The sequence below is a fragment of the Pseudomonas sp. NPDC088429 genome (assembly GCF_044753305.1).
GTDB classification, from domain to species: Bacteria; Pseudomonadota; Gammaproteobacteria; order Pseudomonadales; family Pseudomonadaceae; genus Aquipseudomonas; species Aquipseudomonas rustica.
Window position 1 is genome coordinate 1 of the sequence record NZ_JBIVMX010000009.1, and the last position, 17,437, is coordinate 17,437.

The window sequence follows — 17,437 nt, forward strand, 5'->3', positions numbered from 1 at the left end:
GCGCGTATTGCATACGCGCTGCTGAAGAGCGAGAAAGCATACGTCAGCAAAACTGCCTAAAAAACGTTGTTCGCAACCATAGAATCTCCCACATTAAACCGCGTTCCGTCAGAAGGAATGCGATCTACCTGTGGGAGCGGGCTTGCTCGCGAAGAGGCCCTTACTATCACCTATCAATATCAGGCGATCACGATACCGTCGGCATTCAGGCTATTCAGCGCCACGCCTACCAACGTCACCGAATCGTTGCCAAACGTCAGCACCGTGTCCTGCCCGACACTGGAGGCATGCGCACGGAAGTCATCCGCGGGCAAAACACCCTGCACACCGAGAAACACCAGTTTGTCATTCGACGAATAACCCACCACCCGATCCTGCCCAAACGCGCCGTTGAACAGGAACGTATCCGCCCCGCCCCCCGATTCCATCAGGTCATTACCGGCGCCGCCGACAAATACATCGTTGCCCGTACCGCCAATCAGATGATCGTTGCCATCCAGCCCGAACAACCAGTCGCCACTCGCATGTGCCTTGAGCTTATCGACGCCACTGGTGCCTTTCACGCTCGACTCGTAAGCGGTAACGGTGTTGCCCGCTGTCAGGCCGTTGACCGTGACGCTGTTGACCACGTCATTCTTGAACACGCCCCAGAGAAACCCCGGTTCCTTGGTCAGAATCGTGCCGATGTCGCGAGTGATGCTGATCCCGCCCTGTGCATCGCGGATGTACAGATTGCCCACGCCGTCGTTGGCGAAGTCGAAGTTCTTCACCGAGTTCTGCAGATCCAGTGAATTGTTGCCCTGCCCGCCGAGGATGACGTTGTAACCACCGCTGTCACGGAACGTGTCGTTGCCGGCGCGTCCCTCCAGGTAGTCGTTGCCGCTGCCGCCCTGGATCAGGTCATTACCGTCACTGCCGATGATGAAGGTGCTGCCCTTGTGGGTTTCGGCGTTGCGATTGAGATCCTGCACCCAGGTATTGGCGCGCGCCGGTTCGGACAGGTTGGCGACGATGATCGTCGAGTCGCGGCTGGTCAGGTCGTAGAACTTCGACTCGATCACCCGGTTCATGCCATCGCCATACGCGGTCGGCAAGTGCGAGATCCACGTCGGAATATTCAGGATCGAGAATGGCAGCAGATTCCACGCGGTCGAGGCGTAGTGATCGTTGAAGCTGACGATGTTGTCGCTGGTCGACGCGTGCGGCGCGTCATGCACGCCGACCGAGGCGCCGGTGAAGGTCGAGCCGTCGAGGGCGCGGAATACCGGGTCGTTTTCGTAGCCGACATTGAGCACTTTGTCGGTGCTGCTCTGGGTCGGCGAGGCGTAAGCAATGTAGTTGGAATCGGCGAAGAAACCGCCCCATTTGCCACCGCTCAAATCGGCCATGCTGTTGACCGCGAGGCCGCCGAGGCTGTGGCCGCTGACCAGTACGTCGTTGCCGCTGAGACCGTTGGCCTTGGCGAACGCCACGACGTTATTGAGCAGATTGCCGAATGCTTCGCCGACGTAATTTTTCGCGTAATCCTTGGGGCCGAATGCCGCGAGCAGATCGTTGATCGCGTCGCCGATCGAATCGCCAATGAGGATTTCCCGTGGCCCGCTGGTGCCGCGAAAGGCAATGCCCAGTTCGGTGAGATGGCCTTGGGCATCGTATTTGCCGAGGATTTCTACCTGTGCGCTGGTGTAGCCGGCCTTCTCGCCGAAGAAGGTGCCACGCGCATCGGTCTTGCCGTCGTAGCCGAGTTGCGAGGCGCTGATCGGTGTCCAGCCGGCTTGTTTGACCGCGTCGAGGGCGGCTTTTTCCGAGTCGGGATTCCACGGAATGCCGGGGATGACGCCTTGTGAATCGGTGCCGCCAATCAGCGCTGTGACCAGTGTGGCTGGCAAGCCGAGGCCGAAGCCATTGTGCTGATAACCGGCAGCAAACCCGTTATCGAGGTTGTGATAGGAATACAGCGTGATCGCCATGGCGTCGCTGAACAGCGCCTTGGAATCGGCTGTGCCGAAGTTTTTGTAGTCATACACACCCATTGCCATTGCCTCTCTTTTTGTTGGAATTGTTCAGAGATAGCTCACAGCCAGAGCGCCCCTCGCAGGCCGCCCCGGAGCATTTCGATACAGCACTTCTTAATACATGCGCGCACACTCCCCCTGTAGGAGCTGCCGAAGGCTGCGATCTTTTGATCTTAAAAACAAAATCAAAAGATCGCAGCCTTCGGCAGCTCCTACAGGGATTGATCAGGATCTAGGCGAAGACGAACGCCGAGTCCGACAGATTAGCCACTCCCACCCCAACCAACGTCACGGCAAAGTCGCCAACCTTCAGCACGGTATCGCCGCCGCTCTGCGACGCGTGCTGTTTGTAGTCATAACCTTGCCCCGCGTCCTCGACGCCCATGAAAACCAGTTTGTCGCTGCCCTGATAGCCATTGATCGCATCAAAACCAAACGCACCGCTGAACAGGAAGGTGTTGTTACCACCTATCGCATTCATCACGTCGTTGCCGGCGCCACCGACGAAGGTCACGTGGCCCTTGTCGCTGATCAGCGTGTCATCACCGCCCAAGCCAAACAGCCAATCGCCGTCCGCCGTGGCGTGCAGCGCATTGCCGTAACCATCGCCGCTCAGGGAATGGTTGTACTGGGTCAGTTCGTTGCCATTACTCAAACCCTTGGCCGTGACGCCCCAGGTGATTTCCTTGCTGCCCCACCACGAACCCGATTCCTTGCTCACTAGCGCGCCGATGTCGCGGGTCATGCTGATGCCGCCGTAAGCGTCGCGCACGTACAGCGTGCCGTCGCCATCATTGGCGAAGCTGAAGTTTTGCAATGGTTTCTGCAGCTCGAACGTGTTGTGGCCTTGACCGCCAAGCAGAATATTGAAGCCGCCGTCATCGCGGAAACGATCATCACCGCCCAAGCCTTCAAGGAAGTCGTTGCCCGCCCCGCCCTTCAACCAGTCATTGCTTTGCGTGCCGATGATGAAAGTGCTGCCGGTGTGCGGCTCGCCGCTGCGGCCCAAGTCCTCCACCCAGGTTTTGCCCCGCGAAGATTCCTCCAGATTGGAAATGATGATCGTCGAGTCTTTATGCGTCAGGTTGTAGAACGTCGAGTCGATCAGCCGATTCAAGCCATCGGCATAACCGAGCGAACCGTGCGCCGACCAACTGAGCGGATTGATGATGCTGAACGGCACCAGGTTCTGCGCGGTGGAGGCGTAGTTGTCGTTGAAGTTGACGATGTTGTCGGTGGTCGAATCGTGCGGTTTGTCGTGTTTGCCCATCGAGGCCGTGCTGAACGTGGTGCCGTCGAGCACGCGGTACACCGGGTCGTTCTCGTAACCGATGTTCAGCACGTTATTGCCGGTGCTGCTCTGGGTCGGCGAAGCAAACGCGATGTAGTTGGCGTCCTTGAAGAACCCACCCCAGTTGTTCGCGCTCAATTCGGCAACGCTGTTGACCCCGAGGCCGCCGAGGCTGTGACCGCTGAACAGCACGTCCTTGGCAGCGATGCCGTTGGCAATGGCAAACGTCGCGACAGCCTTGAGCAGATTGTCGAAAGCGTGTTTCGCGTAGTTGCTCGCATAATCCGACGGCCCGACAGCGGCCAGCAGATTGTTTTTCATGTCGCCGAAGGTGTCGCTGTAACCCAGCCCGCCGGTGCCACGAAAGGCAATGCCGAGGCCGATCAATTTGCCGGCCGCGTCGTACTTGCCGAGCACTTCCGCCTCGGCGCTGGTGAAACCATCCTGCTCACCGAAGAAGGTGCCTTGCGGCCCGACCTTGCCCTGATAACCCAGCGCCGTCGCAGTGACCGGCGCCCACGCGGTTGCCGGCAAAGGCTTGCCGGTCGGGGTGTAGGCGTACAACGTCAGGGCGATGGCGTCGCTGTACAACGCTTTGCCATCGGCCTTTTTGTAATCGAATAATCCCATGTTGTGCTCTCTCTTCCTTTAAACCGGCAGCCTTTTGCAAGGCTGCCGGTACGCTTTAGAACTGCCAGTCGAGTGTGAGGCCGACACCGTGGTCTTTCTCGTTCGAACCGATCAGCCCGTTGTAATCCAGATTCACCCGCACATCGCGATTGAGCGCCAGACCTGCACGCACGCCGACCACCGCTGCATCACGATCCATCGACACGCTCTGCACGTTGAACGCGCTGTTGCCGTTGGCGAACGCCAGATGGCTGTCAGCGTCAACGCTGCTCAGGTTGTGCTGCCAGCCGAGGCTCGCGCCCAGTTCCAGTTGATGCTGATCCGACAGGGCGAAGCTGCGCTTGGCGCGCACGCCGAGGGTCGACAGCACCACGTCGCGATTGTCTTCACCGCCCTTCAACGCCGCCGCGTCACCCTTCTCGGTGAAGCTGTCGGTGTTGAGATGCACGTAGGACAGATTGGCGAACGGTTCCAGGTTCATCGGCTGCAAGCCCAGGTCGTAAGCGGCTTCTGTGAACAATTGCGCAGTGGTCGCATCGCGTTTGGTTTTCTGCTTGCCGCTGACATCGCCGATTTGCAGATCACGCTTCGCATCGATGCGGTGCCAGCTGTAGGCGCCGCCAACGGTCAGGCGCAGGGCATCGATTTCATGCCCCAGATACGCACCCAAGTGGTAGCTGTCGACCGAGGCCGACGAATGCGTGCCGCTGCCCATGCTCAAAGAGCTGTCGCTATAACCGGTAACGAAACCGAGACGGGTATCTTCAGCAATCAAGCCATCGACACCGGCGAGCAAGCCACCGATCGAGCTGGTGGAATCCGCGTATTTATTGCCGCCATCACTGGTGCCCCACGAGCCCAACACCTTGACCCAGGCGTTGCTGCCCTCGCTTTTCGGTGCATCGGCGTTGAACAGATCGCGTTCACGCAGTCGCTCGCCAACCGCTTCGCGCAGATAACGGCTGTCGTTGATCAGCAAGGTGCCAATGGCCGGGTGGATCTCGCCGGACAACTGTTGGAAAGCCTGTTGCGCCGACGCCGCGTCAGGCGACAGCAGCAGGGTTTCGAACAGCGCATTGCCGGCACCGAGACGATCCGCCGCCGCCGCGACTGAACGCTGATTCGGCGTCAGACCGACGCTGGCGAACGACGCGCCATTGCGGCCAACCTCCAGCTGTACGCCGTTTGCCGAATAGTCCAGCGTACCGCCGAGGAACGCATAGTTCGGCAACACCTGGCCGAACTGGCCGGACACGCCGCCCGCTGCCTGGAGGATGTTGTATTGCGTGCCGAGCAGGCTTTTCACTTCGCTGGTGGTCAGCAAGTTCGGGCTGTTTTCCAGCGACAGCGCGACGGTCGCGCCATCAATCTGCGCGGTGCCGCCGGCAACGATGCGATCGCTGCTGGTCGGCGAGACTTCCACCGCGTAGGTCGAACCGCGTTCAAAGGTCACGTCACCCGCCACGTTCAGCGTGCCGATGGAATTGCCCGGCGCCACGGTGCCGCCGCTTTTCGCGGTCAGGGCGCCGATGCGACCGTTGCCACCGAGGATGCCGCTGTCGTTGACGGTGACTTCAGAGGCCAGCGAACCGTTGATCGCCAGTCGGCCCTGATTGACCAGTGTCGGGCCGCTGTAGCTATTGTTGCCGGTCAGCACCAGGGTGCCGATGCCTTGCTTGGTCAGGCCGCCGTGACCGGAGATGTCGTTGCGCCAGGTGTCGAGGCCGCAGGTGATGTCGTTGCACACGCGCTCGGTCGGTTTGCCCTGGTCGATGATCGCGCCGATGCCCGGCAAATCCGCGACAAACTGACCGGAACCGTAGGCGCCGTTGACGCGGAATTCCTCGGGAATGTCCTGCTCGGTGACGAACATCGACGGGCCGTCGATACCCTTGCGCAGGTTGATCATGCCCCAGCCGTACAAGGCGTCGATGCCCGGTGCGCCGAGGTCGGTGGCGGTGGTGCGCAACACAGTCGCGACCTGATCACCGGTCATATACGGGAAACGCTCCATCAGCAGCGCCATGGAACCGGCGACGTGCGGCGCGGCCATCGAGGTGCCGTTGTAATTTTTGTAGCTGGTAGTGAGGTTATCGGCGTTGGTGCCTTCGATGATCGAGCTGAAGATTTTCGTGCCCGGCGCTGACACGCAGAAACTCGCGGTGTAGCCGCAACGCGACGAGAACGTACTGATGACGTACGGATTGGCGCTGGCCAGATCCGGGTTCTGTTGCAGCGCGGCGACGGTGATCCAGTTCGGCGCGATCTCAGGCACGAAGTAGCCGAGGCCGGCGATGGCGTCGGGGTTGTTGAGGTTGTAGTCGTTGCCGGCAGCGAAAATGGTGACGATGCCACTGCGCGCGGCGGCGATGGCGCCGTCATACGCGCCGCCGGGTTTGGTGCCGAGCAATGTGCGGATTTCGTTGAACTGCACTTGCGCGTCGTTGACGGTGAAATGCGGGTACGCCGGGTCGCGACCGCCGAGGTCAAAACGGTCGGTGATGCCGATACCCCAGCTATTGTTGATGATCCGCGCGCCGCTGGCGATCAGTGCATCCCAACCGGCCTTGTACACCGCGCCGTCGTTGCCACGGACGATACCGTCTTCCGGGCCTGGGTCACCGTTGTCGGCACTGATGATTTGCGCGGCGAACGCGACACCGTGCATCGGCCCGCCGTCACGACTGCCCGCCGCAATACCGCCGACGTGGGTACCGTGGGCGCCGAGTTTGCCGTCGGAACCGACCGAGGGCGAACCGTCATAACGGAACGCATCGCCGGCCTTCACCGGGATGTACGGGTCGGTGTATTCGCGGATGCCGCTGGTGACCAGCGTCACGACTTTGTTGCTGCCGGAAAACTCCGGGTGCGCGGCGTACACCGGCTGGTCAAAGATCCCCAGTTTCACGCCTTTGCCGGTGTAGCCAGCAGCGTAAGCGTGATCGGCACCGATCGCGCCCAGGCCCCAATCGGCTTTGAATTCGGCGCTGCGCCAACTGGAAGGATCGCCCGTGCGACCACTCTCCACGTAAGGCGCGGCGTGCGCGCTGCCCCAGGTGGTGAGTGCGCAGAGCACCGCGAGGTTCAGGGTTTTCAAGGCAAAACGGCCACCCGATTGCGCGGGTGTATTGTTGTTATTCATCCAGCGACCTTCCTTAGTGATGTTGCGAAAAAATCCGTATCGTTGTGATCGTTCCCACGCTCCGCGTGGGGATGCAGCCCGTGACGCTCCGCGTCACTGGACGCGGAGCGTCCGTAGAGGCATTCCCACGCAGAGCGTGGGAACGATCAGGTGTGCGTCGATCTTTTAGAACTGCCAGTTCAGGCTCAACCCGACGCCATGGCTTTTCTCGCGACTGGCCAGTTGTCCGTTGTAGTCGAGGTTCACCCGCACATCGCGGCTAAGTGCCAGGCTCGCCTGCACGCCGACCAGTGCGGCATCACGCACCAGCGCCGAACTCTCCACCGAATACGGCGTGCCACCGCTGGCAAAACGCAGGTGCTGCTCAGCATCGATGTCACTCAAGCTGTGCTGCCAGCCAAGATGTCCGCTGACGTCGAGGGTCTGTTGCGCCGGCAGGTTGAACGTCTTGATCGCGCGCACACCGAGCGTGCTCAACACCGCATCACGCTGATCGCCAGAGCTTTTCAGCGCCGCCGCATCGCCCTTCTCTTTGAAGCCTTCGGTGTCCAGATGCACGTAAGCCAGATTGGCGAACGGCTCCAACGCCAACGGTTGCAGGTGCAGTCGATACGCCGCCTCGCCGAACACCTGGGTGGTGGCCGCGTCGACTTTGGCTTTCTGTTTAGCGCTGACGTCGCCGTATTGCAGATCGCGTTTTACATCGGCGCGATGCCAGCTGTAGGCCGCGCCGGTGCTCAAGCGCCAGGCGCCGATTTCGTGGCCGGCGTAGGCGCCGAGGTGGTAGCTGTCGACCTTGGCCGACGAGTGCGTGCCCGAGCCCATGCTCAGCGAACTGTCGCTGTAACCGGTGACCAGACCGATGCGCGTCTGCTCGTCCAGTGCGCCATCGACACCGGCGAGCAAGCCGCCAATCGAGGTGCTGTAACCCGCCGTGTCGTGGCTGGAATCGGTTGTGCCCCAAGCGCCGAGGGCTTTGATCCAGCCGTTGTTTTGCGTGGCCGACGCATCGTGCAGACGCTCGCCCACCGCATCGCGCAATTGGCGGCTGTCGTTGATCAACACCGAACCGAGAGCCGGGTAGATTTCACCGCTCAATTGTTGGAACGCTTGTTGCGCCGATGCGGCCGATGGCGACAGCAGCAGGCTTTCATACACCGAACTGCCGGCACCGAGACTTTCAACCGCCGCCCCGACGGAACGCTGATTCGGCGTTTGGCCGACACTGGCGAACGTCGTCGCGTTGCGCTCGATATTCAGTTGAATCGCGTTGGCGGCGTAGTCGAGATTGCCACCGATAAACAGGTAGTTCGGCACGACTGCCGCGAATTGGCCTTGAACGCCGCCGGCCGCTTGCAGGATGTCGTATTGGCGACCGAGCAGGCTGCGGGTTTCTGTGGCGCTGAGCAGCGTCGGACTGTTTTCCAGCGCGAGGCTGACAGTGGCGCCGCTGACCGTGGCCGTGCCGCCGGCGACGATGCGGTCGCTGCTGGTGGGTGACAATTCCACCGCGTAGGTCGAACCTGGCGCGAGCGTGACGTCCCCCGCTACGTTCAACGTGCCAATGGAATTGCCCGGTGCGACGCGAGCGCCGCTGTTGGCGGTCAAGGCATTGATCCGCCCGGAACCGCCGAGGGTGCCGCTGTTGTTGACGGTCACCGCCGAGGTCAGCGAACCGTTGACCGTCAGCAAGCCGCCATTGACCGTGGTCGCGCCGCGATAGGTGTTGTCGCCGGTGAGGATTAATTGGCCGCCGCCGGATTTGATCAAACTGCCCTGATAAATGCGGCTCGCCGCTGCTGCATCACGCGCCATGCCCACGGCGTAATCGGTCTGATCCTGCTGACTGGCACCCGCCGCCACGCCGTTCTGCCAGCCTTTGTCCTGCAGGGTTTGCTGCCAAGCGTTGTGCTCGGCGAGGTCTTCACTCTGACGCTGGATCAGCGCTTTATCGGAGATGTCATTGCTCCAGACATCGCGCTGCCCTGCCCCCAGATTCGCGTCGAACGCACCGAGCAATTGCCCCGGCCCGCGCATCGCCCGCTCAAGGTTGGCCACGCCCCAGCCGACTCGCTCGGTCGGCGCTTCGGTAACGGAGCCATCCAGTTGCGTGGCGGTGGTCAGCAGCGTTTCCAGCGCTTGCTGGTTGTTCATGTACGGGTAACGTTCCATCACCAGCGCCAATGCACCGGTCGCGTGCGGCGCTGACATCGAGGTGCCGGACTTGATCGCATAACCGCCGCCGGGAATGGTGCTGTCGATCTTCGCCCCCGGCGTGGTGATGCACCAGTATTTGGCGAGGCCGCACTGGTTGTACTTCTGCTGATTGCTTTGATCGAGCCCGGAAACGGCCAGCCAGTGACCTTCGAGATCCGGCTGAAAGTACGGCAGCGCCGAGCGCACGCTGGCATTCGGGTAGCCACTGTTGCCGGCGCTGAACACATTGATCACCCCGCGACGCGAAACGTCGGCAGCGGCATCGAGCCAGGTGCCCTGATTCCAGTGCTGGGCGTATGCGGCGTGCAGATCGGCCAGCGTGCGATAGCTTACGTCTGGCGGCTGACTGCCCCAGCTGTTGTTGATCGCGCGCACGCCGGCATCGGCCAAAGAGTCGTAAACAGCTTTGAAATAACGCGGATCCGGCTTCGGGCCGAAGAGGAAACTGTCGTTGGCGTTGGTGTTGCCGACGTAGATTTGCGCGTTGTATGCGACGCCGTGCATGCCAGTGCCATCGCGCGAGGCGCCCATGGTGCCGACGACGTGGGTGCCGTGGGAATCGTTGTTCGGGTTGAGTGTGCCGTCGACGTTGAATGGGGTGCCGTTTAGGTAACTGCCGTTGGCTTGCACCGGGTGATAGCGGTCAGTGGCGAACTCGGGATGGCTTGAGTCGAAACCGGAATCGAGAGCGCCGACTTTTACGCCTTGGCCGGTGATGCCGGCGGCGTAGGCTTGATCGGCCTGCATGCGCGCAAGGCCCCAGTCGCGTTGGAATTCGCTGGTGCGCCAACTGGCGGCGTCGCCGGGTTGGCCGGTTTCCAGGTATTGGGCCTGGGCTTGCGTGGTAGAAATCACCAGCAACAGGGTGCCGACTGATGCCGGTTTGATGCGTACGTCCATGTTCACTCCTCACTTTTTTTGTTGTTGTGTAGGAGCTGCCGCAGGCTGCGATCTTTTGATCTTGTGGCTTGAAAGATCGCAGCCTTCGGCAGTTCCTACAGAGAATTGCGGTGTTGCTGCCCCTCACCCCAGCCCTCTCCCGAGGGAGAGGGAGCCGATTTGTGGTGCTTTAAAATCCCGAGTTCGACTCGAACATTCAGGTTGATGCATCTCCCGCAAACAACCCGGTCAGTCCCCTCACCCCAGCCCTCTCCCGAGGGAGAGGGAGCTGATTTGTGGTGCTTTCAAATCTCGAGTTCGACTCGAACATTCAGGTCGATGCATCTCCCGCAAACAACCCGGTCAGTCCCCTCTCCCTCTGGGAGAGGGTTAGGGTGAGGGCTGTTGAGCAACCACAAATGCCTCATCCACTCGCGCCAGATCCTGTTCGTTCAGCGTCCCCGCGTAGTAATGCAATTTCGTCCACGCCATCAGATAGTCGTAGCGCGCCTGCGCCAGGTCGCGGCGGGTGGTGAACAGTTGTTGCTCGGCGTTCAGCGCGTCGAGGTTGGTGCGTTCACCGCCAAGAATGCTCTGCTTGGTCGACACCACCAGCGCTTCCGCCGAGGACAACGCCTTCGAATACGCACGCAATTTGCTCACCCCCGACAAGCACGCACTGAACTGCCGGCGCAGCTCGATCAACGTCTCGCGGGTTTTGCCATCCAACTCATACTCGGCCTGTTCCATGCTGCGACTGGCCTGCCGCGTCGAGGCCGACACGCCGCCACCGGCATACAACGGCACGCTGACTTCGAAACCAATGGTGTTAGTCTCGTAGCGCTGGTTGTAGGTGTTGCCGCTTTCCGATTCGTTCTGGCGCATTGAGGCGTACGCGTTGACCTTCGGCAGATGGCCGGCGCGGTTACGTTCCACTTCATAACGCGCAACCTCCACGGCCTGACGCTGCGACGCCAGATTCGGGTTATTGCTGATCGCCATTTCGTGCCAGGTGTCGTAGTTGGCAGGCATCAGCGCGAAGGTCTGGAAGTTCTGATCCAGCGGCGCCAGCTCATCGATGTTCACCGCCGCAACGCCCACCAACGCACCGAGTTCACGCAGTGCAGCATCCTGTTCGTTACGCGCTTCGATCTCTTCGGCGGTCGCCAGCTCGTAGCGCGACTCGGCTTCAAGAATGTCGGTACGCGTACCTTCGCCTTGGCGGAACATGTGTTCGTTCTGCTGGAACTGCTGTTCGTAGGCCTTTTTCTTCGCCTGGGCGATGTCGATCTGATCCTGAGCGAACAAGGCTTTGGTGTAGTTATCCAGCACCCGCACCAACAGTTCCTGACTCTTGCCGCGGAAGTTTTCATCGGCAAACAACGATTGCGCGACGCCCTTGCGATACGCGGCGTAGGCCTCGTAATCGAGTAACGGTTGTTGCACGGTCAGGGTCGAGCCGTAACTGCTGTAATTGCGGTCATCGGTGCGGTTGCGCGCGCGTTCATCGAGCGAAGTGGCTTTCGACGAGTTGCGGCCCTTGTTGTAGTTGTAACCGACGCGGGGCAACAGGCCGGCGCGGCCAATCGCACGGTTTTCCAGGCCGGCGTCGCGCTCCTTGATCGCGCCGAGAAACACCGGATCATTGCGCAACGCCTGCTCGTAGATCTCGAACGGCCCCATCGCCGCCACTGCACTGTTGCCGGCCAGTAGCGCGAACGCTGCCGTCAGCATCGAAAGCTTATTCATACAACCGAACATCCTTATTCCTCGGTCAACGCGGAGTTGGCCCGGTCGAGCAACGGTTTGAACAGGTAGTTGAGCAGCGAACGTTCGCCGGTGCGCACGAACATTTCTGCGGGCATGCCGGGCTTGATCACCAGACCGTTGAGTTTCTCCATGGCCTGATCGCTGACACGGGTGCGCAGCACGTAATACGGTGCGCCGGTTTTCTCATCGATCATTTGGTCAGCGGAAATCAGGCTGACTTCTCCAGGAACGCGTGGCGTTTTACTCTGGCTGAACGCGGTAAACATGATGTCCACCGGCAGATGCGTGCCGACCTTGTCGATCAGGTTGATCGGCAAGTGCCCTTCCACTTCCAGCATGGTGCCTTGCGGGACGATTTCCAGCAGGGTTTCGCCTTGGCGTACAACGGCGCCTTCGGTGTGCACGCCGAGATTGACCGCCACACCATCGGCGGTGGCGATGATTTCGCTGTGTTGCAGGTCGAAACCGGCAGAGGTCAGTTGCTCGGACAGCGTCACACTTTTGAGCTGCGCGTCGGCCAGTTGCGTGCGAACTTCTTTTTGATATTCCTCGCCGTGCTGCTGCAGCTTCAGGCGCGATTCGAGGATGCCCTGCTCGACGCGGCCGCTTTCGCCGGTGTTCTCGGCCAGTTGCTGCTGCACTTGCGAGAGTTGACGCTGATATTCCATCAAGCGGTTGCGCGGAATGTAGCCGTTGTCGGCCAGTGGCTGCAGGTTGCTCAATTGCTGTTGCAGCGACGCGGCTTGCGCATTGAGGTCGGTGCGTGCGCGGCGCATGCCGGCCAGTTGCGCGGTGGCGCCTTCGATGCTGGCGCGCAGTCCGGCCTGCTCACGGTAGAACGCTTCGCGGCGGCTGCTGAACAATTGGCGTTGGCCCTCAAGCACCAGCGCCAGACGCGGGTCCGGATCGTTGCTCAGTTCAGCCGGAAAGTTCACTTGCTTGAGGTTGTCGCGCTCGGCCTGCCAGCGCGCCAGGCTCGCCCACGCCATGCGGTACTGCGCTTGCAGCGATTGCACGTCAGCCGCCACTTGCGTCTGATCGAGACGAAACAGCGGCTGCCCGTGCTTCACGATCTCGCCTTCGCGCACCAGAATCCGGCTGACCACGCCGCTGCTCATCGACTGCACGGCTTTGCGTTTGCCCGAGACGACCACCGTGCCCTGCACCGGAATGCCTTGATCCAGCGGCGCCAACGCCGCCCAGGTAAAGAAGCTGCCTGCGCCGACAATCGCCAGAATCCAGCCCATCCGCGCAAAGAACTTCGCATCGCGTTCCGGACGCTCGTGGAGGTAGGCGTGTTCCATGTTCGCTTCGTTTTCAGTGTTCATGCTGGCGCTGCTCATACACCCGAATTCCTTGTCGTGGGCTGATACTGCCGGCTCATGCTGAGCCCGCCCGGTGCCTGTGCAGCTTTTTCCCGTTGTTGTTCTTGCTGGCCGGACAGTGCCTTGAGCACGTCCTGACTTGGGCCGAAGGCCTGTAAACGACCGTCATTGAGCACCAACAATTTGTCGGCCTGAGCCAGCACCGAAGAACGATGCGTCACCAACACCACGGTGGTGCCTTGGGATTTGAGTTGCGCGATGGCGCTGGCCAACGCGGCTTCGCCGATGGTGTCGAGGTTGGAATTGGGTTCATCCAGCACCACCAGGCTCGGGTTGCCGTACATCGCCCGCGCCAGTGCCACACGTTGTTTCTGACCACCAGACAGACCGCTGCCGTCCTCGCCCAACTGCGTGTCGTAACCTTGTGGCAGGCGCAGGATCATTTCGTGCACGCCCGCCTGTTGCGCGGCGGCGACGACTTTCTGCGGATCGGCCTCGCTGAAGCGCGCAATGTTTTCGGCGATGCTGCCGCTGAACAGCTCGATGTCCTGCGGCAGGTAACCGATGTAAGGGCCGAGCTGGTCGCGGTTCCAGCGATGAATATCCGCGCCGTCCAGGCGCACGGTGCCGCCAAGGGTCGGCCACACGCCAACCAATACGCGGGCCAATGTCGACTTGCCCGAGCCGGAAGCACCGAGCACGCCCAACACTTCACCGGCCGCCAGATTGAAATTGACCATGTGCAGCGTCGCCGCGCGTTGACCCGGCGGGCCAGCGCTGACCTGCTCGAAGGTGATCTGGCCTTTCGGTGCCGGCAGCGCCATGGCATCGTCGCTTGGCGGGAAGGCTTGCAACAATGCATCGAGACGACGGTACGCCAGTTTCGCCCCGCTCCACTGTTTCCACACGGCGATCAACTGGTCGATCGGGCTCAGCACGCGGCCCATCAGGATCGAGCCGGCGATCATCATCCCGGCGGTCATGTCGCCCTTGATCACCAGCAATGCACCGAGGCCAAGCACCAGCGATTGCAGGCACAGGCGCAGGGTTTTGCTCAACGAGCTGATCACCGCACCGGTATCGCTGGCCTGATTCTGCAAGCCAAGGAACCGCGAGTGCACGCCAAACCAGCGCTTGCGCAGCGCACCGAGCATGCCCATGGCTTGAATTGTTTCAGCGTTGTGCAGGTGGCTGGTCGCCAGTTGGCTGGATTTCTGCGAGAAACCGGCGGCTTCGCCCAACGGCGTTTTGGTCATGTATTCGTTGAGGCAGGCCAATGCGATCAACAGCAATGCCCCGGCGGTGGCGAGTACGCCGAGCCAGACGTTGAACAGGTAAATCACCAACAGATAGACCGGGAACCACGGCGCATCAAAGAACGCGAACAGCGCAGGCCCGGTCACGAATTGGCGGATGTGCGTCAAGTCGCCCAGCGATTGCCCGGCGTTGCCCTCGCCCTTGAACAGGTTGCGCTCGAACGCGGCCTGGTAGACACGCAGGTTGAAACGGCGCTCCAACTGGCTGCCGATGCGGATCACGATAAAACTGCGCACCACCTCTAGCAGACCGATAAAGGCAAAGAAGCCGACGACCATCAGCGACAACATCGCGAGTGTGGTTTCGTTCTGCGACGACAGCACCCGGTCATAGACCTGGAGCATGTAGATGGAGGGCACCAGCATCAGTACGTTAATCAGCGCAGTAAAGCAGCCAACACTGATCAGAATGCTTTTATAGTCAGCCAATGCCTTGAATAAGGGAGCGGTGGCTGGGGCCTTCGCCATCTTCATTGATTATTCCTGAAAGATATCTCCCGCCATCATTGGCGAGAACTTCAATTAATTATTCGCGCACTCGCGCGAGAAGTTCTTCAAGTGGCCGCTTACACTTTCATAACAACTACCACTGATAATTACGGTGCAGTTGCCATTGTCGCGCCTGCTTCTAACCACTTGGTGGCGCTTTATATAAACACTCTGTCGCCATTTTGATCATTACGATTAATGCGCGGTGCGCTCAAGGGTAATAATCAACCCCGACTTCAAAGTCGTCAGATAAAGCCCGTCACGTTGTCGGCTGAAAAACTGGATTCTTGAACCTTCCTTGCCAGTGATCGACAAACCGTCAGGATCGGGAAACCAGCCAGTCGGCGTTTCCTCAAGCCATGCGCCCAGGCAGTCGGAGCTAAGGGTTTTGTTTGCTTCCAGTTGAACAAGGCACGTGTTCGAGGATTTGACTTGCTGGCTTTGTGCATCCGCCACATCGCTGCGAGCAGACAACGTCGCCTGCCACTGACCGGCCAATAGCGAAGGTTCTTCGAGTCTGAGGCTGCTTGCCATGCTTGTTTCTCCAGAAATCATGAGGAGCGATGCCGCTAACCACGCCATTGTCTTGTAGGTAAAAGCTTTGCTGATCATGGGAATATTCGCTCCGGCGCGTAGCCTTGCTCACTGAATCTTTCGATGCAAGTAAAGAAAGCGACGCTCCCACGCCGCTTTCCCCGGCTACATCACGCCACGATGTCGCTGGTCGCTGCCTGGCCAACCGTGCTGACGATGAAGTCAGCCACGCCGTGCCCGGAGAAGTCCACCGACAGCAAGCTGTTGCCGCCCGACGAGGTCAGCACTGCGTCGCCCACCGCACCGGTGAAGTTGCTGACGAAGTGTAGGCCTGCACCGTTGGTGATCCCGGTCAGGTCGATTTTGTCGAGACCGCTGACAAAATCGAGGATCTGATCGATCGCACCCGGTTTGGAATCCGAGCTGGCAGCGAACACAAACGTGTCCGAACCGGCGCCGCCCCACAGTTTGTCGGCACCTCCGGCGCCCCAGATGATGTCGTTGCCGGCACCGCCCTTCAACTCGTTGGCCACGCTGTTGCCGATCAGCAGATCGTTGCCCGAACCGCCAATGGCGTTCTCGATGATCGCGCCTTTGGCAATGGACACGTTACCGACCATGCCGCCAACGTCAGAGAACGAGGCGTCATTGAGGTTGATCTTCTGGTTCTGGGTGAAGCCAGAGAAGTCGAGGGTGTCCTTGCCGCCCGCATCCCACACCGAGAACACCAGCTTGTCACTCGACGACGAGGCGCTGAGGAAATCGCGACCGGCGTTGGAGTTGAAGCCGTAGGTGGTGTCGCCGGTACGGATATTGGTGTTGGCACCGTAGAGTTTCTGGATGGCTGCGATATCGTCCATCAGCGGGCCAGACGCGTAAGCTTCGACGCCGCCCTTGCTGAAGTTCTGGTTGGTGTTGCTCTCGCTCCAGTAACTCATGAGGCTGTAGCCGCGGGTGTCTTGCCCGTAGGAAGCGTCGTTGTAAGTCGGGTTGCCATTGCCGGCGTTGTAGTCGCCCGGGTGGGCCAGACCGAGGCTGTGGCCGATCTCGTGGGTCAGGGTCTGACGGCCGTAGTTGTTCAGATCCGGGTTCTTGTTTTGCGTGTAGCCACTGTTGATCAGGTACCACGATGTGCCGTCGTAACCGGCGCCGGTGCCTGGCAGATAGGCGAACGCTGCCGCACCATCCTGGCCACCGCTGTAATTACCGAAGGTCATGTGGCCGTCACCGCCCGAGGCTTTCTCGGTAAAGGTGACGTTGGCGACGTCGGCCCAGGATTGCATGGCGAGCGCTGCCTGAGCTTTTTGCTGGGTGCTGAACTGGCTGAACCCGCTGATCCCGTGTTTGTTCATCGTGCTCGACGAAGCAGAAGTCAGGAACGTGTAGGTGAGTTCGATCTTGCCGCTGCCGTCCTTGTCCTGGTAGGCCGCGCCGTCGCGCAGCAACTGGGTGGCGGCCTGGTCGACGGAGAAGGAGGGTTTGCCATTGACCGTGAGGTTGCCGCCACGATCGTATTGATGGCTGAAACTATTGATCTGATTCCAGGCCGAGCTGGCAGCTGCCAGTGGCTGAACGGCACCAACCGGCTGGAAAGCCTGTTCGGCAGCATCAATAGCATTGGTTTTAACTTTCGACATAAACACACTTCCTTGTTTAGCAATGGAACAGTTTTTGTCCGATAGCGGCGATCCCTGGCGAGATCGTCCTATCACTCGCCCCATTAAGGGCGAAAGAAAACTGACACAATTTGAAATCTGCCGTAAAGGATTTTTTTGGAATGAAATCTGAGTGCTTCTGAAAACTGCCGTAAACAAAGCGCGCGAGGTCTA

At 60.3% G+C, this 17,437-nt stretch carries 9 protein-coding genes; all 9 read right to left on the bottom strand.

Annotated elements, in window-relative coordinates:
• Positions 1 to 179 precede the first annotated feature (179 nt).
• The 9 genes from ACIP66_RS07685 to ACIP66_RS07725 all read right to left on the bottom strand — a co-directional run bounded on the left by ACIP66_RS07685 (position 180) and on the right by ACIP66_RS07725 (position 17,245).
• Positions 180 to 2,033, bottom strand: coding sequence for a polyurethanase (locus ACIP66_RS07685; RefSeq protein WP_400646974.1), 1,854 nt, complete (start codon positions 2,031 to 2,033; stop codon positions 180 to 182).
• 214 nt (positions 2,034 to 2,247) lie between these two features.
• The gene (locus ACIP66_RS07690; RefSeq protein WP_400646793.1) at positions 2,248 to 3,936 is read right to left on the bottom strand and encodes a polyurethanase; all 1,689 of its coding nucleotides are present in this window, start codon (positions 3,934 to 3,936) and stop codon (positions 2,248 to 2,250) included.
• Positions 3,937 to 3,991: 55 nt separating this feature from the next.
• Entirely contained in the window at positions 3,992 to 7,078 is a 3,087-nt protein-coding gene (locus ACIP66_RS07695; protein ID WP_400646796.1) for an autotransporter domain-containing protein, read from the bottom strand.
• A 165-nt stretch (positions 7,079 to 7,243) separates the two neighbouring features.
• Positions 7,244 to 10,195: an autotransporter domain-containing protein gene (locus ACIP66_RS07700; RefSeq protein ID WP_400646799.1), complete on the bottom strand. Its 2,952-nt coding sequence runs from the start codon at positions 10,193 to 10,195 to the stop codon at positions 7,244 to 7,246.
• Positions 10,196 to 10,564: 369 nt separating this feature from the next.
• Complete coding sequence (locus ACIP66_RS07705) at positions 10,565 to 11,935, bottom strand: TolC family outer membrane protein (RefSeq protein ID WP_400646802.1); 1,371 nt, start codon at positions 11,933 to 11,935, stop codon at positions 10,565 to 10,567.
• Between the two features lie 2 nt (positions 11,936 to 11,937).
• Entirely contained in the window at positions 11,938 to 13,287 is a 1,350-nt protein-coding gene (locus tag ACIP66_RS07710) for an HlyD family type I secretion periplasmic adaptor subunit (RefSeq protein WP_400646805.1), read from the bottom strand.
• On the bottom strand, positions 13,284 to 15,059 hold the full coding sequence (locus tag ACIP66_RS07715) for a type I secretion system permease/ATPase (RefSeq protein ID WP_400646807.1): 1,776 nt from the start codon (positions 15,057 to 15,059) through the stop codon (positions 13,284 to 13,286). The genes ACIP66_RS07710 and ACIP66_RS07715 overlap by 4 nt, the downstream gene beginning before the upstream one ends.
• A 210-nt stretch (positions 15,060 to 15,269) precedes the next feature.
• Positions 15,270 to 15,686: an AprI/Inh family metalloprotease inhibitor gene (locus tag ACIP66_RS07720; protein ID WP_400646810.1), complete on the bottom strand. Its 417-nt coding sequence runs from the start codon at positions 15,684 to 15,686 to the stop codon at positions 15,270 to 15,272.
• Between the two features lie 92 nt (positions 15,687 to 15,778).
• Positions 15,779 to 17,245, bottom strand: a complete 1,467-nt coding sequence (locus ACIP66_RS07725) for a serralysin family metalloprotease (RefSeq protein ID WP_400646812.1) — start codon at positions 17,243 to 17,245, stop codon at positions 15,779 to 15,781.
• Between the last annotated feature and the right edge of the window lie 192 nt (positions 17,246 to 17,437).

Excerpts from the sequence above, each read along its gene's own strand:
- ACIP66_RS07685 (WP_400646974.1), bottom strand. The coding sequence starts at position 2,033 with ATGGGTGTGTATGACTACAAAAACTTCGGCACAGCCGATTCCAAGGCG.
- ACIP66_RS07690 (WP_400646793.1), bottom strand. The coding sequence starts at position 3,936 with ATGGGATTATTCGATTACAAAAAGGCCGATGGCAAAGCGTTGTACAGC.
- ACIP66_RS07695 (WP_400646796.1), bottom strand. The coding sequence starts at position 7,078 with ATGAATAACAACAATACACCCGCGCAATCGGGTGGCCGTTTTGCCTTG.
- ACIP66_RS07700 (WP_400646799.1), bottom strand. The coding sequence starts at position 10,195 with ATGGACGTACGCATCAAACCGGCATCAGTCGGCACCCTGTTGCTGGTG.
- ACIP66_RS07705 (WP_400646802.1), bottom strand. The coding sequence starts at position 11,935 with ATGTTCGGTTGTATGAATAAGCTTTCGATGCTGACGGCAGCGTTCGCG.
- ACIP66_RS07710 (WP_400646805.1), bottom strand. The coding sequence starts at position 13,287 with ATGAGCAGCGCCAGCATGAACACTGAAAACGAAGCGAACATGGAACAC.
- ACIP66_RS07715 (WP_400646807.1), bottom strand. The coding sequence starts at position 15,059 with ATGAAGATGGCGAAGGCCCCAGCCACCGCTCCCTTATTCAAGGCATTG.
- ACIP66_RS07720 (WP_400646810.1), bottom strand. The coding sequence starts at position 15,686 with ATGATCAGCAAAGCTTTTACCTACAAGACAATGGCGTGGTTAGCGGCA.
- ACIP66_RS07725 (WP_400646812.1), bottom strand. The coding sequence starts at position 17,245 with ATGTCGAAAGTTAAAACCAATGCTATTGATGCTGCCGAACAGGCTTTC.